General features: G+C 43.7%; 20 protein-coding genes. 16 read left to right on the forward strand and 4 right to left on the reverse strand.

Translation table 11 applies throughout. The features are described from left to right. On the forward strand, positions 1 to 2,319 hold a 2,319-nt coding region (locus tag HMPREF1250_RS03410; RefSeq protein WP_023053230.1), incomplete at its 5' end, for a glycyl radical protein. Next, on the forward strand, positions 2,306 to 3,211 hold the full coding sequence (locus tag HMPREF1250_RS03415) for a glycyl-radical enzyme activating protein (RefSeq protein WP_036242518.1): 906 nt from the start codon (positions 2,306 to 2,308) through the stop codon (positions 3,209 to 3,211). The genes HMPREF1250_RS03410 and HMPREF1250_RS03415, both read left to right, overlap by 14 nt. A 243-nt stretch (positions 3,212 to 3,454) precedes the next feature. On the opposite strand, the gene HMPREF1250_RS03420 is transcribed toward HMPREF1250_RS03415, so the two are convergent. Further along, positions 3,455 to 4,762 (reverse strand): hypothetical protein, encoded by a 1,308-nt coding sequence (locus HMPREF1250_RS03420; RefSeq protein WP_023053235.1) that lies wholly within the window; start codon positions 4,760 to 4,762, stop codon positions 3,455 to 3,457. A gap of 281 nt (positions 4,763 to 5,043) precedes the next feature. Here HMPREF1250_RS03420 and HMPREF1250_RS03425 point away from each other — a divergent pair, with 281 nt between their 5' ends. The 6 genes from HMPREF1250_RS03425 to HMPREF1250_RS03450 all read left to right on the forward strand — a co-directional run bounded on the left by HMPREF1250_RS03425 (position 5,044) and on the right by HMPREF1250_RS03450 (position 10,321). After that, the gene (locus HMPREF1250_RS03425; protein WP_023053229.1) at positions 5,044 to 5,691 is read left to right on the forward strand and encodes a nucleoside recognition domain-containing protein; all 648 of its coding nucleotides are present in this window, start codon (positions 5,044 to 5,046) and stop codon (positions 5,689 to 5,691) included. A gap of 2 nt (positions 5,692 to 5,693) precedes the next feature. Then, a complete protein-coding gene (locus HMPREF1250_RS03430; protein WP_023053239.1) occupies positions 5,694 to 6,191 on the forward strand; it encodes a nucleoside recognition domain-containing protein in 498 nt (165 codons plus the stop codon). Between the two features lie 13 nt (positions 6,192 to 6,204). Then, the gene (locus HMPREF1250_RS03435) at positions 6,205 to 7,383 is read left to right on the forward strand and encodes a M20/M25/M40 family metallo-hydrolase (protein WP_023053245.1); all 1,179 of its coding nucleotides are present in this window, start codon (positions 6,205 to 6,207) and stop codon (positions 7,381 to 7,383) included. Between the two features lie 32 nt (positions 7,384 to 7,415). Beyond that, positions 7,416 to 8,117 carry a DUF5058 family protein gene (locus tag HMPREF1250_RS03440; protein WP_023053244.1) on the forward strand — a complete coding sequence of 234 codons (702 nt, stop codon included), beginning with the start codon at positions 7,416 to 7,418 and terminating at the stop codon, positions 8,115 to 8,117. 21 nt (positions 8,118 to 8,138) lie between these two features. Next, the gene (locus HMPREF1250_RS03445; RefSeq protein ID WP_023053241.1) at positions 8,139 to 8,822 is read left to right on the forward strand and encodes a putative membrane protein; all 684 of its coding nucleotides are present in this window, start codon (positions 8,139 to 8,141) and stop codon (positions 8,820 to 8,822) included. 926 nt (positions 8,823 to 9,748) lie between these two features. After that, positions 9,749 to 10,321 carry a helix-turn-helix domain-containing protein gene (locus HMPREF1250_RS03450; protein WP_036242523.1) on the forward strand — a complete coding sequence of 191 codons (573 nt, stop codon included), beginning with the start codon at positions 9,749 to 9,751 and terminating at the stop codon, positions 10,319 to 10,321. Positions 10,322 to 10,779: 458 nt separating this feature from the next. Here the strand turns inward: HMPREF1250_RS03450 and HMPREF1250_RS03455 are convergent, their stop codons facing one another. Genes HMPREF1250_RS03455 through HMPREF1250_RS03465 form a run of 3 tightly spaced genes read right to left on the reverse strand, consistent with a single transcriptional unit; the run spans position 10,780 to position 14,151 of the window. Next, entirely contained in the window at positions 10,780 to 12,213 is a 1,434-nt protein-coding gene (locus tag HMPREF1250_RS03455) for a VWA-like domain-containing protein (RefSeq protein ID WP_023053237.1), read from the reverse strand. Positions 12,214 to 12,218: 5 nt separating this feature from the next. Next, positions 12,219 to 13,334, reverse strand: a complete 1,116-nt coding sequence (locus HMPREF1250_RS03460; RefSeq protein ID WP_023053228.1) for an ATP-binding protein — start codon at positions 13,332 to 13,334, stop codon at positions 12,219 to 12,221. Positions 13,335 to 13,371: 37 nt separating this feature from the next. Beyond that, positions 13,372 to 14,151, reverse strand: coding sequence for a hypothetical protein (locus HMPREF1250_RS03465; RefSeq protein ID WP_023053231.1), 780 nt, complete (start codon positions 14,149 to 14,151; stop codon positions 13,372 to 13,374). Between the two features lie 152 nt (positions 14,152 to 14,303). On the opposite strand from HMPREF1250_RS03465, the gene HMPREF1250_RS03470 reads away from it, so the two are divergent. From HMPREF1250_RS03470 to HMPREF1250_RS03495, 8 genes are all read left to right on the forward strand, one after another. Then, complete coding sequence (locus HMPREF1250_RS03470; protein WP_023053242.1) at positions 14,304 to 14,897, forward strand: DNA-3-methyladenine glycosylase I; 594 nt, start codon at positions 14,304 to 14,306, stop codon at positions 14,895 to 14,897. A gap of 98 nt (positions 14,898 to 14,995) precedes the next feature. Then, positions 14,996 to 15,511, forward strand: coding sequence for a hypothetical protein (locus tag HMPREF1250_RS03475; RefSeq protein WP_023053227.1), 516 nt, complete (start codon positions 14,996 to 14,998; stop codon positions 15,509 to 15,511). Next, positions 15,501 to 15,662: a hypothetical protein gene (locus HMPREF1250_RS11525; RefSeq protein ID WP_155914484.1), complete on the forward strand. Its 162-nt coding sequence runs from the start codon at positions 15,501 to 15,503 to the stop codon at positions 15,660 to 15,662. The genes HMPREF1250_RS03475 and HMPREF1250_RS11525 overlap by 11 nt, the downstream gene beginning before the upstream one ends. 294 nt (positions 15,663 to 15,956) lie before the next feature. Further along, complete coding sequence (locus tag HMPREF1250_RS11745; RefSeq protein ID WP_023053238.1) at positions 15,957 to 16,178, forward strand: hypothetical protein; 222 nt, start codon at positions 15,957 to 15,959, stop codon at positions 16,176 to 16,178. A gap of 36 nt (positions 16,179 to 16,214) precedes the next feature. Continuing rightward, on the forward strand, positions 16,215 to 16,460 hold the full coding sequence (locus HMPREF1250_RS11750) for a hypothetical protein (protein WP_023053226.1): 246 nt from the start codon (positions 16,215 to 16,217) through the stop codon (positions 16,458 to 16,460). 146 nt (positions 16,461 to 16,606) lie between these two features. Next, positions 16,607 to 17,320: an orotidine-5'-phosphate decarboxylase gene (gene pyrF / locus HMPREF1250_RS03485; protein ID WP_036242525.1), complete on the forward strand. Its 714-nt coding sequence runs from the start codon at positions 16,607 to 16,609 to the stop codon at positions 17,318 to 17,320. A gap of 3 nt (positions 17,321 to 17,323) precedes the next feature. Further along, positions 17,324 to 17,911, forward strand: a complete 588-nt coding sequence (pyrE, locus tag HMPREF1250_RS03490; protein ID WP_023053234.1) for an orotate phosphoribosyltransferase — start codon at positions 17,324 to 17,326, stop codon at positions 17,909 to 17,911. Positions 17,912 to 17,929: 18 nt separating this feature from the next. Then, complete coding sequence (locus HMPREF1250_RS03495) at positions 17,930 to 18,868, forward strand: hypothetical protein (RefSeq protein ID WP_023053236.1); 939 nt, start codon at positions 17,930 to 17,932, stop codon at positions 18,866 to 18,868. Positions 18,869 to 18,907: the final 39 nt, after the last annotated feature.

The raw sequence follows: 18,907 nt of genomic DNA on the forward strand, positions 1-18,907 counted from the left end.
TTTTTGCCTGCTATATCTTACGAACGAGCACGCATATGGACCGAATCGTATAAAAAGTCTGAAGGGCAATCAGCAATTATTAGAAGGGCAAAAGCGTTTAAAGATGTTTGCGAACAAATTGAAGTCCATATTTTTGAAGGAGAACTCATTGTCGGCGCGATTGGGGAGTTCAGAAAGTGTGGTATTTTAACTCCGGAATTCTCTTGGACTTGGGTGGAGAAGGAAATGGATAATTTTTCTACCAGAGAGCAGGATCCTTATCAAATGAGTGCTGAACAAAGAGATTTTGTTCGTAAAGAGATATTTCCCTATTGGAAGGGGAAATCGGTAGAAGAAGCATTTCTGTCGCAAGTATCTCCTGAAACGGCAAAAGTAGGCGTAGATACGGGAATTGTTGACACCGATTCAAAATGGAGACAATCGGTTGGCGAAATAACACCGGACTATCAGGATGTGCTTTTTAAAAAAGGTTGGCAAGGGATTATCGATGAATGTAAGGATAAGCTTAGCCAAGTTAAATTCACCAGTCCTGATGGACTGGAAAAGCGTGATTTCTATCAATCTGTGATTCTTTGCGGTGAAGGGATGATTACGTTAGGAAAGAGATATGCGTTAGAAGCGAAGCGACTTGCTGCGCTTGAAAACGATCCCGTACGTAGAGCTGAGCTAGAACAGATTGCACAAATTTGCGATAAAATTCCCGCAGAAAGACCGACTACCTTCCAGGAAGCTCTCCAAATGATTTGGTTTTATCAATGGGGAGGGATTATCATGGAAAATCCCTTGTCTCTCAATCCGGGTAGATTTGATCAATATATGTATCCGTATTATCAATATGATATGGTTCATAAACTTCACGATGAAGAGGGAATTCTGGAATTAATAGAATGCTATTGGTTAAAATTGTCTGAATGGGTTTGGACCATATCCGCCAATACGGCAGATTTTTTCGCCGGTTACAATCAGTTTCAAAATTTAACCGTCGGCGGCTGTGATCGTTCCGGTAAAGATGCCACCAATGAATTGTCATATCTTGCTTTACAGGCGACAAGTGAAGTCAAGACGCATCAACCGGGGTTATCCGTAAGAATTTCTCACGACAGCCCGAGAGAATTTGTCGATAAAGTCATGGAACTCGTTGCACAGGGGACTGGTTTTCCTGCCATTCATAGTGATAAAACCGGATATATGATGTTGAAAAATTTAGGGTATGAAACGAAAGATGCCCGTGATTGGAACAACTGCGGGTGTGTGGTCCCGCACTTCCGTAAGACTTTTGAATGGACAAGTACCGCTAATGTCAATTTCAGTGCGGCAATGGAATATGCGACAAACTGTGGGAAAAGCCGTCTGGATGGCAAACAGATGGGTATTCCTATGGATAGAAATTTTAAATCGTATGAAGAATTGGCTGATGCTTATTACAAACAGTTTGATAATTTAATCGCTGTAGCTGTAGAGTCTTCTATACTTGCCCAAAAATTGCAACGCGCGTATATTCCTCGGCCGTTCTTCTCGGCTTTATCCGAGTCTTGCATCAGGCAGGGCAAAGATATCGTCGATGGTGGTGCCAAATATAATATCGGACCTGTTCTTACGGGGATAGGATTGGCCGAGTCGGCAAATAGCTTGGCGGCAATTAAAAAACTTGTTTTTGAAGATAAGGTGTGTACTATTGAAGAACTCTTCGATGCTTGCGATAAGAACTGGGACGGATATGAATTATTGCAGAAGCAGGCGCTGGATTGCCCGAAATATGGAAATGATGATGATTATGTAGATGATATTGCGAAACGGATAGAAAATCACTATTATGAAGAAACCATAAAATATCGTGATTACTATGGAAATTCGTTTACGACGGCCTTTATGGGGATTTCCAATTTTATTCCAACCGGTAAGGTTTTGGGGGCATCGGCGTCCGGCAGAAATGCGATGGATCCGATCTCGGAAGGGGTATCCCCTGTGGGAGGGACTGACACCTCCACCCCATTGGCAGCGATGAAATCTTGCGCCAAAATGAATCAAGATATCCATTCTGGCGGAACTCTTTTAAACTTGCGATTAAGTCATGATTTAGTGGAAACAAAACGGGGACGTAGTAATTTGGCGGCGGCAGTACAATCGTTTTTTGATATGGGCGCCTTCCATGTACAATTTAACACTTTATCTACGGAAACATTACTTGACGCACAAAAAAATCCGGATAATTATAAGGACTTATTGGTTCGTGTAGCGGGATATAGCACACAATTTGTGCATCTATCTAAGCGACTTCAGGATTCCATTATCAGGCGGTCAGTTCATGATGCCTTCTAACGGGAAAATTTTGCAACTCCAGAACTTTTCCGTCAATGATGGCGAAGGATTAAGGACAACGATATTTTTTTCCGGTTGTCCTCTTCGCTGTCAATGGTGTGCGAATCCCGAAGGGTACACTTCTGGGAATAAGATTCTGTATATCTCTTCCCGCTGCGTTTCCTGTGGACGGTGTAAGGAGGTATGTCCGGAAGGTGTAGGAATTGATTTGAATACTCCTGACGAACGCAAGAAATGCACCGCTTGCGGAAAGTGTACCGCAGTTTGTTTGGAAAAGGCCAGGAAAAATACAACTACTGAGGTTACGGTAGAAGCAGTAATTAAACAATTGGAATCGCAAATGCAATTTTTTTACGGATCCGGAGGTGGAGTAACTTATTCTGGTGGAGAGTGTACGATGCAGCCCGTATTTTTGAATGAGCTGGTTAATGCCGTTTACGATTTAGGTTTAAACCAGGCAATAGAAACGAGCGGCTACTTTTCATTTGCTGAGATGGAAGAAACCTTTGCTAAACTGGATTTAGTTTTCATAGATATAAAATTGATGGATTCAGCTAAGCATAGATTTTTTACAGGTGTCGATAATGATCTGATCTTGAATAACATCTCGCGATTGGGTCAAAAAAGGAAAGGAATTGTGGTTAGAGTCCCTACTATTGTAGGTGTTAATGCGGATATTGATAATATCCGAGCAACCGCTAAATTTGTCAGAGATAATGTACAAGACCCTTGCATGGAATTGTTGCCTTACCATCATTATGGAGAAGATAAATTCAAACAATTAGGAATGGATCGTGATTTTTCTCGTTTTGATACACCGGATAGAGACTACATGAATTCTTTGGTTACAGTAATAGAAAATGAAGGAGTACGTGTCATCTCGTATAAATGACTCCTTTCTTTCTAAATAGGAGCGATCTAATCTGAGATGGATTGGCAGTGTGTTCTGTTATGACAGTTAAAGCAGCGCCATATTGTGAACTTGTTGTTCGCAATATGGCGCTGCTTTTATTTTAGCTTACATGAGGAAATAATCGCAGAAAATTAATAGGTTCTGAAAGGTAAGCGAAAGTGGGGGCGCCATCAAGCCGATATTACGTTAAAGGAGAGGAATCTCTCAGGAGTTTTTTACAGATTATATTTTGAACTTTAAAATTCTGGAAGGTCTACCGGCTTTATGATGATATTGTCGGCCTATTTCGATGCAGTAGTTATTGTCCAGCAATTTTAAAACAATCCTATTAACGGCTCGTTTAGAAATCTGTAAATAATCGGAAAGCTGAGCTACTGTACATTCTTGAATTCCTCTTTCTGTTAACAATTTATGTATTTGGCTTAATGTAAATGGGCTGATACCGACTCTACTGGAGATTTCTTGAAAATGGTCATAAATAATCGGGTCTAATTTAGGCGGAGTATTCAAGGGGCCACGAATCGTATTTTTATCGTATACGAGGAAAATTTGATTACCGCCTGATTCTTGAGATCTTTTCAAACCGATGTAGGCATGATTTTTAGCTTCAGTAGCGGTCTTTCCAAAGCCTAATCCGATACTGAGCGTTCTTGCCGTGTGTTTTTTTACATCATGCGCTAAAGTAAAATCATTGAATTTATTTATCTGATGTTCAACAATTGAACGCGTAGAAAAAATCAAATATTCGGTTTCTCTGATTGCAAAAACGGCTCCTTGTATTTTTCGAGCAAACGAATAAATATATTTAGCGATATTTAAATTCTCCATTGCCATCTGGTATTCGTCTTCAATAATAGGCGAAAAGGTGTTGAGTTCGTCTATGGCCGCATGAATAATAATAATTTGGCTTTCCCGGCTGGCATGTAATAAAAAATTTGTATGGGCCTTTTCAATACTGTTAGAGATATCTGTTAAAGAAGAACTGGCAAATAGAATTGGAATTCCTCGGTTTTGTAATTTTTTATATACATCGGAGTATATCGTTATATATGTGGAATTTGTATTATGTTTGTAATCATTTATATAGAAGTCAGTTAAATGATTATAAAATACTTCATCAAAAATAAATGTAGGAGGTTGAATCAAGGTTAGCTTTTGGAGGGGAATATTTGATTCGCTATAGGCATCTTTTATGATGGTCAATTCATTTTCAGGCATATCCGTAACTAATCTGTATAAATTATAGCCTGTGAGAGAAATCTTAAAAAGAAGTTGGAGTAGGCTTGCCGTATCTCGGGGAATTACGTACCAGGGGATTGTCGGTGTAAGTTTCGAGGCGACGTAATTTAACGTTGTTTTTCCAAAAAATAATACTGCATCATATTCTTTTTGTTGGACTGAAAAGATGTTGGGGATTTTGAAAACAGAAGAATAGAATATGAAATCCAATAATAATTCTGGGAATTTCTCTTTTAATAGCGTTATTTCCGTAGATAACATTTTTTCGGGGACCAATAGAGCTATGCGCATTGTAAGGCCTCTTTCTAAAAAAATAGAGACGAAATAAAGAATGATAAAAGAATATAATTCAACAATTAAACACTATAAAAGACATAAGCCCTAATATAGAATGACCTTAAGTAAAATCATAAATCACCTTGTATCATAAATGGGGATTGTTGAAAATATTTGTGAGAAATTACATTTATAAGTTATTTTATAATATTTTTGATGAATGATAAAGGGATAGAGATGGCTATTTAAGTGAGTTCTAAGTCCGGGATATTGATGCTAGTCGGGAGGTGATTCTGATGAATAAACAAGAGCGGAGTAAGTTAACATGGAAAAGTTGGTTCTCCCTTATGCTTTTGGTAGTCGCTTTTTCTGGTATTTTTACTCATTCTGATTCGCCGTTAAGAGCTGTTGACTTTCAGGTTCTTATCGGAAATTTTGGTCATATCGGACAAGGGGATACTTTCATTGGAAAGGGGGGAACAGGAGCTAGTGGCGGATTCCTTTTTGCATTAACATTATTTCCAACAGTGATGTTTTCTTTGGGGCTAATTAATGTTGCGGAACATTTAGGCGCATTGCTTGCAGCGGAAAAGGTATTTAAGTATATCCTAAAGCCACTGATGGGTATCCCTGGAACGACAGGGTTAGCATTCGTCAGTAGTTTTACTAGTACGGACGCAGCAGCGGTAATGACTAAAAATTTATCAGATAACAACTTGATTACAGATGACGAACGAGCCATTTTCGCTTCATATCAGATTGCAGGATCCGGGCTGATCAGTAATGTTTTTGGTAGCGGCGCCGCACTTATTCCTATTTGTATTTGCCCTATTGGAATTGTTATTGCGAGCATTTTTATCGTTAAAGTTATTGGGGCCAATGTCGTCCGCGGTTATATTCTCATTAAAAAGAAGCATCAATTTGCCAAGAAAGGGGCGACATAATAATGGGACAGTCAGAGGGCATAGTCAATAAAGAACATAATCCCAATATAGTAGGGCTGTTTATGGCAGGAGCTAAAAAGGGCTTTTATTTATGTGCAGAAATTGTGACGCCTGCGTTAATTTTGGCGTACGTTCTGGTTCAATTTTTAACTATTACGGGGTTAATGGTAATTATTGGGAATCTGGTGGCGCCGCTCATGGCTGTATTTGGATTGCCTGGAGAAGCAATTGTAGCATTAATAGCGGCCTTTTTTGCTAAGGCGGCAGGCGTCGCCACTGTAGCGACTATGGTTGAAACAGGACAATTAACAGCGCTGCAGGCGACTATACTGTTTCCCGCCGTTATCACCATGGGGACATTATTGGCAGGTTTTGTTCGAGTCATCATCGTAGCTGAGGTAAATGAAAAATGGCATAATCTTTTATTGTTTTTGCCTATTTTTGATGCATTTATATCTATGTGGCTTATGCGAGTGTTTTTGATGATGATAGGAATATAAGGAGGCTTTATAAATGGAAAAAGAAGTGTTAAACAGAATTGAGCAGTATGTTGATTCGCATCAAGATGAAATGATTGAAAAGTACCGGGAATTGATCAATCTTAAGGATTTTTGGCGAGATGCCGATGCTGTGAGTGCAGTGGCAGTCTGGTTGAAAAAAGAATTTGAAGATGAAGGGGTTCTTTGTGAACTTGTCGATGTTGCTCCGGAATCCGGGAAATTACTGATGGGAACATTAGGCGAAAATCGGGATAAGGAAGCTATTTTATTTAGCGGACATATGGATACCGCATTGGCTTCTGATTTATACCTGGAGGAACCGTTTACGGTTAAGGATGGGAATGCATATGGACCGGGAGTATTAGATATGAAAGGCGGTATTTTAATTTCATTGTATGTTGTTAAAGCATTGAATTCCATTGGATATGATGAGCGACCACTAAAAATTTTATTTGCGCCGGACGAAGAGGGGCTACACCATTTTACAAATGTGGCAGATCTTATTAAGGAGAATTCAAAACATTGTCTTTTTGCATTGAATATGGAAACTGGTCTCATGGATAACGGTTTGGCAGTAGGAAGAAAAGGTCGTTTGGGCATTGACGTATTTGTCAAGGGAAGGTCAGCGCATGCTGGAGCTGCATTCTTGGACGGGATTAGTTCTATTGAGGAAATGGCGCATAAAGTACTTGCATTTCAATCATTAACAGATATTGAAAAAGGGACTACCGTTAATACCGGTGTTATAAAAGGCGGTACCATTCCCAACGCAGTCCCGGCAGAGTGTATGTGCCAATTAGATATTCGCTTTAAAACAGTAAAAGAATTGAATCGAGTTAAAGAGGCTGTAAGACAAATTTGCGAAAAGAACTACGTAGGAGGAACAAGTTGCACATATACGGAATTGAATTTATTTACTCCTCTTGAAACTGATCACAAAATTATGGCATTGTATGATTTTATGGCTGATGTAGCCCGAAAATATAATTATCCCGATACAACACCTGTGCAAGTTGGTGGCTGTTCGGATGCTACCTTTATACAACAAGCGGGAACGCCTGTGTTGTGTTCTTGTGGCGTGAGAGGAAATTGGAACCATACGCTTCGGGAATTTGCTGTCGTAAGCTCTCTTTATGACAGGGTTAAGTGGTTTACAGCCGCTATTGTTGATGCAGGAGCTTTGAATTTTTAAATCATGAAAATTTTTGATAGGGAGTGAATTCAATGGAAGAAACGGCAATCCTGAATAGTCCTGGATTATGGGCAATTTCGAGTTTGATGATTATCGTTTTACTCATATCCGCTATAGTATATTTGAAGGTATCGTTTGCAGAGGCTGAAAAAATAGGATTAGAGAAAAGACGCTGTATAGCTGGTTTGAGATCGGCTATGATTACCGCCATTGGGCCGTCTCTATCCCCTGTTATTATCGCTTTTGCTTTAATTGCGGTGGTGGGAGCGCCAACCACATGGATGAGATTAAACGATGTTGGCGCAGCGAGGACCGAGATTGCTGCAATTTCTTTGGCTGCCGGGGTAGTGGGACTTGACCCGCAGTCGACTGGGTTTGGCATAAAAGGCTTTGCTTATGCGTTATGGGGAATGGCATTAAATAATTTTGGCTGGATTTTAGTTACACTTATTTTGACTCTAGGTATGAGTAAATATGTTACAAAGTTAAATGAGAAATATGATCCTGTTTGGGTGAAGCTAGCTTTATCAGGTGCAACGGTGGGGCTTTTTGCCTATTTGACGTCTCGACAACTAGTTTCTCTAAAGCCGGGATTATGGTGTGCAACTGCAATATCCGCAATTTCTATGTTAATTATTTCGAAAATTTTCGCAAAGCATGCGAGACTGCAAGAGTTAGCGCTGGGATTATCAATGTTGATAGGAATGTTAGTTACGACGGCTGTTTTTGGATAGTATTAGAGGAGAGGATACTTCATGTCCGATTTAATTGGTATGAGCTATAATCAAAAGGCTATTCGTATTGGTACTATTGCCATGATTTGTTCGGGAATAGCAAACTTTGCTCCGGCACTGTATGTGTATTTAGTATATGGAATTATGCCTCCTGCAGGAGATGTTTTAAAAATTTGGGCTGTTTTGGCTGTTACCTTTGGCGCATCTTGGTTAGTACAGCCAATTACCTATTTTAGCTTATTAGGTGTTAGTGGCTCTTACTTGGGATGGATTGCCGGCAGTAATGCTGATATTCGTTGTCCCAGTGCGACAATGGCACAAAAGGCCGCGAACGTAGAACCCAGTACGCCTGAAGGCGATGTCATTTCGACTATTGGGGTAGCTGGCAGTATCATTACGTCGGTTATCATGGTCACGATATTTGTGTTTGTCGGACAAGGAATATTAGATGTTTTACCTCCGTTCATTCAACATTCTTTTAAATATGTGTTGACGGTTGTATTTGGAGCCGTATATGTTCAACTGGCATGTAAAAATCTGGGGATGGGCGCTTGGACCATTATTTTTGCGATAGCGACGTCCTATCTATGGGAATTAGTGCAGTTACCAGGGTGGCTTCTGAATATTTTTATTATTGTAGGTGGGGTTATTATTGCGAGAGTTTATTTTAATCTGTCTATAAAGAATCCGTCTAAACAAAACTAGCAGCTATACTTTCAAGTCAGTAAGTCACCAATCGAAAATAGTTTGTTAGGGTCCTTTCTTTAGAACAGCGGTAACAGAAAGCTAGTTAAGTGACGTTATGTTCAAAGGAGACAGATATATGGGAGGTAAGGTTATCAATGTACAACTAATGCCGTCAGCAAAATAATCCTTTATTACGGAGCCTCTATTTGCAGGAAATGTTGCAGCCAGTAAAATAAAGACGGTGAAGCGTGTCGGGTTTCAGAAAAAAGATAGAAATGCTAATAGAAGAAAAACGATCAGATTAAATAAGGCAAGATAGGTTATAATTAAATATAGTTCAGAGAAGAGACAGCGAGCGGTGCGATGAAGAATAAGATTCTGAGCATCGCTCTGTTTTTATACAATTAAATTGTATTTTATTAAGCATCATGGGAAGTATTGATTAAGTTTGCTGTGTTTTTTGTTATTTTCCATATCGTTTTATGGAAGTGAGTATCTTTCATTCGATATACACGGAAAGAATAGACAATGCTTTAGGTACAGATGATGAATCGGCAAAGGGATATTAGTTACTCTATCCTTAGTAAAGGGGAACCAGACGCATTATATATCTAAAGTTGTTTGCTTTTGCTTAATTTATGGGTTCCATAGTTGTTTTACAATGACGGGTATAGAAAGAAAAATCATGCCCTTCTGAATAGGAGGAACGATCTTGCGCCGAATTTGTTTTGCGCCCCCCATCGATTTATTCTTACTATTCTTGACGGCGTATTTCTGTAAGAGGTAAAATTAAAAAAGTATATCAACTGGTAATCTTTTTATAAACAAGTGGCGTATATTGTTGAGAAGAATATCGTTAATTGTTCTTGTTTTAATTAGGTTGAAAGATGTGAAAAGAAAGGAACATGATAAGGTGTCTTTACTCGTTATCATGCATGTGGAAAATGGAAAAAAATCTTTTTATCGATGATGATCCTACCAGAGAAATAGGGAAGGTACTGAAGAAAATTCGCTTTGAGCGAGAGCTTACGCTGGACAATGTATCGGCTTTGACAGGAGTCAGCAAGGCCATGTTGGGTCAGATTGAGCGGGGCGTTTCCATTCCGACGGTTTCCGTTTTATGGAAAATTTCGAAAGGACTACAAATCTCTTTGTCTACCTTATTGAACGATCAAGTGCAAGATTATAAAGCCGTTGAGATCATGAAGGATTTAAAACCGGTTTATGATGAAAATAAACAGATGATTCTCTATACTGTTTTCCCCTTTAATCCGGTCAATGGCTTTGAGTATTTTTACATTATTTTGCAGCCGGGGGCAAAGCATCCGTCAGAGCCGCATCGCAGCGCTTCAGAAGAATACATCATCGTGACGGAAGGAACGTTAACATTGCAGTTGGAACAGCAAGTATTCACTTTAGCAGCGCCGGCAAAAATTAATTTTCACGCGAATATCTCTCATTGTTATGAAAATAGGACAGATAAAAACGTTGTATTTCAGAATATAATGAAATATTAATAGCAATTATTAGGGCTGATAAATAAAATTCCCTAAGGTATTAGGGGATTTACGGTTGCAGGCAATGAGAAGAATGAGAAGGCGGATATGTTGCGCAAATATGCCGACAACGATGTTGTAATTCCGGATCCGGGAAGAAGAATGGCGGCTTGGGGACTAATCTATGCGGCAGTATTGACGAATGGCGGTACCAATAGCGATAATTGTTTACGCGCGGGATCGTGTGGTAGTGGCGCTTGCAGTGGAACATTGCCAGGAAAAATGTCGTTAGGGAATTCGATGAAGATACTTACGGGAGTATTGATGCCAGCATGTATTCGCTTGCAGTCAGGAATGAGGCCGCAAGAGAACGGCTTGCCGACAGAAGCATATGGTGGACTTTCCATTTAGCCGAGAACTTGTTAACCGGTGGAGAAAAGACGACGGCAGATTGCTTTCGTTGCCGCGCTCAGGCTGTTTTATAACCGTCTGTCCATGGCGACGCTGATCCGTTCTTGATTGTTCATATCGAAGCCGCCTTTTTGAACATCGTCAAAGTTATAAAGGTCTTCGTCGTCAATCGGTTTGAGCCGTTTTACCATGCCGTAGGGCGTTGCGATGGATAGGGCGTCGCTGTGTCCGGAAAGGATCCAAAGCGGTTTATAGCCTCTTGGCTTCGTTTTCAGTGTCGCTTCGCCGGCACCGTCCGTAAAGTAGACCAGAAGATCAATATGTTGACTGTTGGCGTATTCGAAGACGGGGGAGAAAGCGGTACTGCCTCTGATTTTCAGGCGCTCCTTCAGGTCATGGATCGTGTTCACCGCATAAACACGCCGGATATGATCGTCACATTCGACAATCGTGATTTCATGATTGCAGGAACGGACGATTTGCAATACTTCTTCCATTGCCTGTTTGAATTCACCGTCGCTGATGCTGCCGCTAATATCGAGGGCGATAAAGATTTTCGCCTTATGGCCTTTGAGCTGGCCTGGCAGATCAAGTCGTTCCGGCTGACGCCGGTTGCGTCGAGTCGTCGTCTTTTTTTTACCGGCTGTGACGGAGCCGACGAGTTTCTTCAAGTACCAGTTCCAGGGAAGGCCTTGATGATCCTCTTTCAGTGTTGCGAGCATGCTTTCCAAATAGTTAGGGAGTTCCCCCTTGCGGGCATTTTCGATGTATGTTTGCGTAAATGCTTTGATTATGTCTTCGTCCGCGTCATCTGATTCATCCCAGATATCGTGCGTGTTTTCGGGGTCATATTTTTCTTGAATCATGTCGTTTCGGCTGCTGCCGGGATCGTAGGCATCTTCCGTCAATTTCAACTTATTTAGTTCTTCTTGGATACGTTCGGCGTACAATTCATACGTTTCGTATGGCGCCATCGGGGCGTCGCTCGTGTAGGCCATATTGACCCAGGCTAAGGTTGCCGAATCAGGCGGCACGTTGTCCAGATACATGTTGGCGGCAATATCCATAGCCAGATTGACGGCCAGCTTGCTGTATTTGGTGCGCATTTCTTTCGCCCGCATGAGATGGAGTGACAGAATATGAATAATTTCATGTTTTATGTCGCTTTCCATCTGTTCGATTGTCAGTGCCAGGAAAATATACGGATTAAAATGCATGACATATTTTCCGTTTTTGAAGGTGACGGCGGAAGGAGACGCAATATCAAAGCGAAAGCTTTTTCCCATTTGGAAGAGAAAATAGCCGTAAAAATTATCGCTGTCGTCCATGAGACGTAAGTTGATTTTGGCGAGGATTGCGTCAAATCGCTCGCTCATGTCCGGAGGCAGCGTTAATGGCGGCAAGGGCATATCCTTTTTATGTTCTGTTGCTTTATATTCGTCGACAAGGACGGCTACGTCTTGATACAACAGGAGAATGTCACTGAGCAGATTCGTATTCATAGGCGTTACCGAATTTTCTTATACGCCGCAAAATAGGCATTGATAAAGGCGTCGTGATCCAGTGCGGCAGCATATACGGCAGGCGCGTTGCTGCGCATATCTTTCATGACGCCGATCATCAGGTCGACAGGATAGGCTTGCAGAAAAGCGACAAGTCGGTCGAGCTTTTCAGTACGATCTTCCTGATGAACGGCAAGTACGTTTTCCAGGCGGCGCAAGATGTTTTTTGCCGTCAAGTAGAGGCGGGTATGACTTTCTTTTTCGATGCGTTCGGCTAATTCCCGGCTGAATAAGGACGGCGTGAAGACATCGTCATATGAGATCAGCGGCGTGCTGTCATTTTCGATAAAATGGACGAATTCTTCAGCGATCACCTTGCCGACATTCCCCTGAATAACGTTATAAAAGACGGCCTTGGAAATGGTGCCTCTATGTTCCGTATAGAGGCGGTATAAGCCGGAAATCCGCTCATAGCTGCGCGGCGTAGCGTTAATGTCATCTTCGTTTTTGCGGCACAGGTATTCCGGATAGGTGGAAATAAATTCCATGACCTTATCGGCAATGCCGGCTTGCGAAGCCCAATTCAGCCATTGGAGATAATCGGGTTCCATGTAAAGCCATACAAAGCGGTTTTCCTGTGCCGCATCCATTTCCACCGTTTGGTAATCGTACGTTTGGGCAGGATTCATGGCGGCGACGATTTTGACATCATCATGAAGGACATAGCCGTTGATTTCGCGATTTAAGATGAGATTCATCAGTTCTTGTTGTACGGCATGCTCACAGCGGTTGATCTCGTCAATGAACAGGAGTACCGTGTTGCCGGCTTCCCGTTCTTTGTCGATTAGACGCAACGTGTGATGAACGGCGTAAACCGTCGCTTTTTCCGCCGATACGGTGCCGTCCGCTCCTTTTTTCCTATAGGTTTCCACTGTCGGCAAGCCGCCGATTTCTCCTTCTTTAAGAAGATTGCCGTCGATCGTGACCAGCGTCCAGCCGTTTTTCCGGGCCAACTCCCGTGCCAGTGTCGTTTTGCCGATACCGGTTTCGCCGACTAAGAGCGGTACTTCACGGGCGGCTAGCACCAGTTCTATGCTTTGCAACGTATCTGAAAAATTCATAAGATCACCTAGTTCGTTTTTAACCTTTCATCAACTGTTATTTTTTTGTTTTTTTGCTTCCCGTCTCATAAATGAACATGAGCTTGGCGAGCGGCATCATGCCTGTAAAGGTGTCAATCGCTCCGGAATTGACGTAATTGCGGACATAATCTTCATCGACATCTTCGCGGGAAAGGACGCGTTGCAAGACTTCTTTGATTTCTTCCGTGGTAATGGCGATATTGCGAGGAATATATTTGATGACGAGAATGTTGATGCCCAGGAAGGTGAGAAACTGCTCTTTCGTCACGTCGGACATCAACTGTAACGCCTGTTCACTGGTCTTTACGGCTGTGCATTTCGTTTGCAACGTCGGCGACTGTATGTACTGCAATGCTCTATAGTTCAGTCGAGCGGCCGCATCCTGTACTTTTTGTGACGGGTTGTCAATATATTTGATGGCGTCAAAATTTTTGGAGACGGCCAGCAGTTGCAGTTCTTCCGACGGGTCGGGAACATATTTAATGGCCCAGCCAGATTGAGTCAATGCCATCCGGATCAATTTATCTGACGGGTCTTTAATATATTCCAAGTTGTTCCAGCCCATGGAAACGGCCTTTTCCAGTAATTCCTCGGCAGGATCCGCAATGAATTGAATGGCCCGTGCCGTGTTGGCAACGGCAATTTCCTGCATCTGTCGCGACGGGGCATCAATATATTGCAAGGCAAGACCGTTGCGGCTGACGGCGAGGAGTTTCATTTCCTCTGTCGGGTTTTCGATTGATTTGATTACATAAGGATTGATTTCTATCATTTTTTCATATTTTTTGCTGTCCATAGTGAGTTCCTTTTCGGTAATAGTATATGGAGAACTGTTATTAGTTATCATTATATCACAGATCAGGGCGTAAAGAGAAAGCCTTTTGGCAATTTCATCCGATATTGACGGAACGGCCGCTCATCGTCATACTTGTAGAAGGAGGGATTGATATGAGACGATGCTCGTGGAGCGAAATAAACGAAAAAATGCGTACCTATCATGATGAGGAATGGGGCGTACCCGTTTTTGACGATACGAAGCAGTTCGAGTTTCTTACGCTTGAAGTCATGCAGTGCGGTTTGAGTTGGAATACGGTTTTGCAAAAGAGAGAAATCATTCGGGCTGCTTTTGAGGACTTCGCGATTGACACCATTGCTGCTTACGATGAATGCGACATAAACCGCATCTTGGCGATCAATGGCATGATTCGTTCGCCGCGGAAAATTAAGGCCGTTATTGCCAATGCCGGTGCAGTACGGCAAGTGCAGCAAGCATTCGGCACGTTCAGCGAGTACCTTTGGCATTTTACGCAAGGAAATGTCGTAACCTACAAGGAACATGAAGAAGGCAGGATCCCGCCTAAAAATAAGCTCTCCGAACGAATTGCCAAGGATCTCAAAAGGCGGGGCTTTACTTATGTAGGGCCGGTGACCATATACTCGCATCTTCAGGCCTGCGGTATTATTAACGATCATAGCAAAGAATGCTTCCGTCGCGCCGTTTTGACGAAAAACAGAAAACCGGTCAGGGTAAATGATGAGTAAGGGAAACCGTTTGCGCAATATTTTTTTATATTAGCGGCAAGGTGATCGATTACGACTGATATGGTCGGGATGGCTATTGTCATGAAAGGAGAATTTTTATGAAAAAGTTGTTTCTCATCGCTTGGTTATACGTATGCTGTTTACTCCTTGCCGGCGGAAATGCCTTCGCCAACGAGAATCCTTACGGGGTCCATCTGGGCGGTAATGAGCGGTATATTCTTGTTGACGGTCATATGGGGACGGCTTGGTATTTGGATAAGGATTCGCTGTATGTTGAACGCTATGAGCCGCCGCAATGTATCATTATTGCCGATATCTGTACCGTGGAGAGAGCTGATCGGGGGAATACGGCTATCAGCAGGGTAGAGACGAAGCGGTTCTTCTATAACTGGGAGTTATTGGAAATGTATGTCGACAGAAACGGCGATGCCGATTGGCGGTATCTGGATCCGCAGGGGTCGTGGGCCGAGACGGGCATCGTTATGCCGGCGGGAGAAATGGCCTTCTATACGGTTTGTGGTCTGCGGTTCTACGGCAGCAAGAAAATATACGACAGTTATGGGGACTCGTATTATTCCGTGTTTACCGATGATTTTTATGCCAATGCCAACTGATGCGCATAAGAAAAAAGGGCAGCCTGTCATGGCTGCCCTTTTTTATCGGGCGTACGCGCGTTTTGACGGGCCTTTTGCAGTTGCTGTCGTTTATCGACCGGGTGCCTCCGGCAGTCTGCCGATTTGTTGTACGGTCATGTACGGCAAATAGCCGTTGCTTTGTAAGTTCGTCAGATATTGACGGGCAGCCTTGGTTACATCGCAGGCGTCGGCGCATAGGCGAAAACGGATAGCTTGTGTTAAGCTGTTTATGGAGAGTCTCCTTGGAGACGGTTTGGGATGAGCACGTAAATCACAGCACAAAGAAAGTGCTACTACTGGCGTAACATATGGCTTGTAATCCTGCACCGGAAGTTATGCGCCTTTGCTATATTGTCTAAATTTACGGGACATGATACACTGAAAAAGTAAACGTGAGTATAGACAAGTAAAAGGAGCCGACACGATGAAAAATTTACGTGCTTTCATTTTGTTGATAGGATTTTTCGTCTTAGGGAGTGTACTGCCGTTGCAGGCAGCCTATGATTACCATCTCAATGGAGAGCATAATTTTGTTTTCGTCGATGGGCACATGGGGACGGCTTGGTATTTGGATAAGAGTTCGCTGATCGTTGAACAGTGCGCGCCGCCGCGGTACATCATTGCCGTTAATGTCTGTACTGTTTAGGCGGCAGACAGGGGCAATAAGACAATCAGTAAAGTAATGACGAAGCGATTTTTCTATAACTGGGATTTGCGGCAGATGTATGTCGACAGGGACGGTACCTCCAATTGGCATTACTTGAAGCCGATGGGAAGCTGGGCCGAAACGGGGATTTCCATGCCGGCAGGAGAAACGGCGTTTTATCTGGCCTATGGACGGCGTTTCTATGGCGGCAAACTCTGGTATAATTCCTTCTTACAGCGCAACGAACGAGTTTACCAAGATTCATTTTATCAAAGAATTTGAATGATTAGGCAGGGAGAACCGTCTCAAAGGGAGGGTTCTCTTTTTGTCAGTCTGTAGGGAGGAAGAACGGCGTATTTGACACCCGTTTTGAAACATGACATAATTATTTAGATATGCAATTTTCAATGACGTCAGGAGGCGTTATGGTGGCAGATGAAAGGATAATTGCGGCGTTGGATGTTCACTCGCTCGACGATATGCAAAGGTTGGTCGACAGGTTGGGCGACAGTATATCCTTTTATAAGGTCGGCATGGAGCTTTTTTACAGTGCCGGCCCCGAAACGATTCGTTATTTGAAAGGAAAGGGAAAACGCGTTTTTCTCGATCTGAAACTTCATGACATTCCCAATACGGTCGGGCAGAGCGTGCGGGCTTTGACCCGTCTCGGTGCCGATCTGATGACGCTTCATGCCGGCGGCGGCAGAGCCATGCTTGCGGCTGCCGCCGAAGCCGTTCGGTCGGAAGGGGCGGCCCGGGGCGGCGCCGTGCCGAAGCTATTGGCTGTGACCGTGCTGACCAGCATCGATGAAGAGTCCTGGCAGGAGACGGGTGCGAAATACGGAATTGCCGATTCCGTAAAGCGGTTGGCCGCGTTAGCGCATGAGTGCGGCATTGACGGTGTCGTTTCCTCACCGCATGAAGCATCGGCTATACGGCAGGCTGAGGGCGGCGGATTTCTTATCGTTACACCCGGTATCAGGCCGGCTTTTGCGCAGAGCAATGATCAGAAGCGAATTGCTTCACCACAGCAGGCCTTGCGGGATGGCGCCGACTATCTGGTTATTGGCAGACCGATCACACAGGCTGACGATCCGAAGGCGGCGGCAGAAAAAATCTTAGCGGAAATTCAGGAGGCATAAACGATGATGACAGAAGCGGAAGTCAAGGCGTTATTGGTGGAAACGAAGGCGGTCCTGGAAGGGCATTTTCTCTTGACCTCGGGGTTGCACAGCCCGCTTTATGTAGAAAAATTTAATGTTTTGCAGCACCCGGAATATACGGAGCGACTCTGCAGAGACTTGGCGGAACGATTTCGCGATCAAGACGTACAGACTGTTATGGGGCCGATGACCGGCGGTATTCTTTTGGCTCACGAAGTGGGCAAAGCGTTGGGGACGAGGGCCATTTTTACGGAACGGGAAAAGGGCGTCATGACGTTGCGCCGCGGTTTTCGCATCGCGCCGGGCGAGCGGGTACTGGTCGTTGAAGATATTGTGACAACGGGCGGATCCGTTCAGGAAGTAGTCAACGTCGTCAAGGCTGCCGGCGGTATTGTTGTCGGTGTCGGGTTGCTCGTTGACCGCAGCGGCGGCAAGGCTGAATTCGGCGTACCGAAAGAACATGTACAGGCCTTGCTTCATTTGACCGTACCGACGTATGAGCCTTCTGCCTGTCCTCTTTGCAAGGAAGGTGTTCCGATGACGGAACGGGGCAGTCATCACATTAAATAACGTTTAGGAGATGCATTCATGGAGAGTCTATTTGCAGTATTGCCTTTTTTTAATGCCGGTCTGGCCGGCGCCGTTTTCGCCCGTTTTACAGGCGTCAATATGAGCGCGGCAGTGTTGTTGATCCTGTTGTATATGGGCGCAAAGCCTGTTGAAGCGGTTTCGGCAATGCTGATGTTCAATGCCTTCACCTATTTTACGATTTATACGCAGCGCCATGTAATGGGAATTAAAGATTTCGTTATTTTTCCCGGTTTTAAAATTATGATTCCCGTTTTGATTACGATTGCTGCTGCCGTTTTTAGCCCTTTTTTCGGTATTGTCTTCTTTGTGGCCGTTTTCTTGGCGGAAATCTTTGCCAAAATGTATCAAAGTATGGATGTCAAGGATAAGCCGGCTACCGCTTCATTGGCAAAGATGTGCGGTATCGCTGCCGTTTTGTCCCTTGGCGGCGTCGCCCTCGTTCGCTTCATGCCGGAAGATGGGTATTATATTTTTGTCGGGCTGGTCATTTTAGGCACGGCCGTGCTTGCCTGGCAGGGCGGCGATCGCCGTAAGTGGGAACGGGTTTGGGACCGACTTCTCTATGGCGGAGCCTTTCTTGTCGGTTTGGTTGGCATCGAGCTCACAGACTGGTTTGGAGCGCTTCAGCGATCGCGGCGGACGGAGCTTTTCAACGTGTATCCTATTGTCATCAATACGGCGGTTATAGTCGCCCTTGTCGGCGCGTATTTTCTTTACGGTTATTTTTCTCTGGGCGCGCTTTTTTCGACGATCGGTTCCGCCGTCGGCATCCGCCTCTTCGGGCTTTACGAGCACGGGACGAAAGGTTCGTTTTCGTATTTGGCGATTGGCCTGACCGTATTGGCCGTTCTGGTTTTCTGGCTGATTCAGCCGTCGCCGACAGGACTGCCGGAACTGCCGCTGATTGACAGTGAGCAACGTTTTTTCGGTTGGTAGCGGACAGCAAGAAGGTATAACGCGGTGATTTTCGATGGA

The organism is Megasphaera vaginalis (ex Srinivasan et al. 2021) (assembly GCF_000478965.1).
GTDB classification, from domain to species: Bacteria; Bacillota; Negativicutes; order Veillonellales; family Megasphaeraceae; genus Megasphaera; species Megasphaera vaginalis.

Bases quoted from the DNA above. Each gene is read 5' to 3' on its own strand.
- HMPREF1250_RS11525 (WP_155914484.1), top strand. From the start codon at position 15,501: ATGCCAACTGATGCGCATAAGAAAAAAGGGCAGCCTGTCATGGCTGCC.
- pyrE (WP_023053234.1), top strand. From the start codon at position 17,324: ATGATGACAGAAGCGGAAGTCAAGGCGTTATTGGTGGAAACGAAGGCG.
- HMPREF1250_RS03460 (WP_023053228.1), bottom strand. From the start codon at position 13,334: ATGAATTTTTCAGATACGTTGCAAAGCATAGAACTGGTGCTAGCCGCC.
- HMPREF1250_RS11745 (WP_023053238.1), top strand. From the start codon at position 15,957: ATGAAAAATTTACGTGCTTTCATTTTGTTGATAGGATTTTTCGTCTTA.
- HMPREF1250_RS03435 (WP_023053245.1), top strand. From the start codon at position 6,205: ATGGAAAAAGAAGTGTTAAACAGAATTGAGCAGTATGTTGATTCGCAT.
- HMPREF1250_RS03465 (WP_023053231.1), bottom strand. From the start codon at position 14,151: ATGGACAGCAAAAAATATGAAAAAATGATAGAAATCAATCCTTATGTA.
- HMPREF1250_RS03440 (WP_023053244.1), top strand. From the start codon at position 7,416: ATGGAAGAAACGGCAATCCTGAATAGTCCTGGATTATGGGCAATTTCG.
- HMPREF1250_RS03425 (WP_023053229.1), top strand. From the start codon at position 5,044: ATGAATAAACAAGAGCGGAGTAAGTTAACATGGAAAAGTTGGTTCTCC.
- HMPREF1250_RS11750 (WP_023053226.1), top strand. From the start codon at position 16,215: ATGACGAAGCGATTTTTCTATAACTGGGATTTGCGGCAGATGTATGTC.
- HMPREF1250_RS03430 (WP_023053239.1), top strand. From the start codon at position 5,694: ATGGGACAGTCAGAGGGCATAGTCAATAAAGAACATAATCCCAATATA.
- HMPREF1250_RS03415 (WP_036242518.1), top strand. From the start codon at position 2,306: ATGATGCCTTCTAACGGGAAAATTTTGCAACTCCAGAACTTTTCCGTC.
- HMPREF1250_RS03420 (WP_023053235.1), bottom strand. From the start codon at position 4,762: ATGCGCATAGCTCTATTGGTCCCCGAAAAAATGTTATCTACGGAAATA.
- HMPREF1250_RS03455 (WP_023053237.1), bottom strand. From the start codon at position 12,213: ATGAATACGAATCTGCTCAGTGACATTCTCCTGTTGTATCAAGACGTA.
- HMPREF1250_RS03475 (WP_023053227.1), top strand. From the start codon at position 14,996: ATGAAAAAGTTGTTTCTCATCGCTTGGTTATACGTATGCTGTTTACTC.
- HMPREF1250_RS03445 (WP_023053241.1), top strand. From the start codon at position 8,139: ATGTCCGATTTAATTGGTATGAGCTATAATCAAAAGGCTATTCGTATT.
- HMPREF1250_RS03450 (WP_036242523.1), top strand. From the start codon at position 9,749: ATGGAAAAAAATCTTTTTATCGATGATGATCCTACCAGAGAAATAGGG.
- HMPREF1250_RS03495 (WP_023053236.1), top strand. From the start codon at position 17,930: ATGGAGAGTCTATTTGCAGTATTGCCTTTTTTTAATGCCGGTCTGGCC.
- HMPREF1250_RS03470 (WP_023053242.1), top strand. From the start codon at position 14,304: ATGAGACGATGCTCGTGGAGCGAAATAAACGAAAAAATGCGTACCTAT.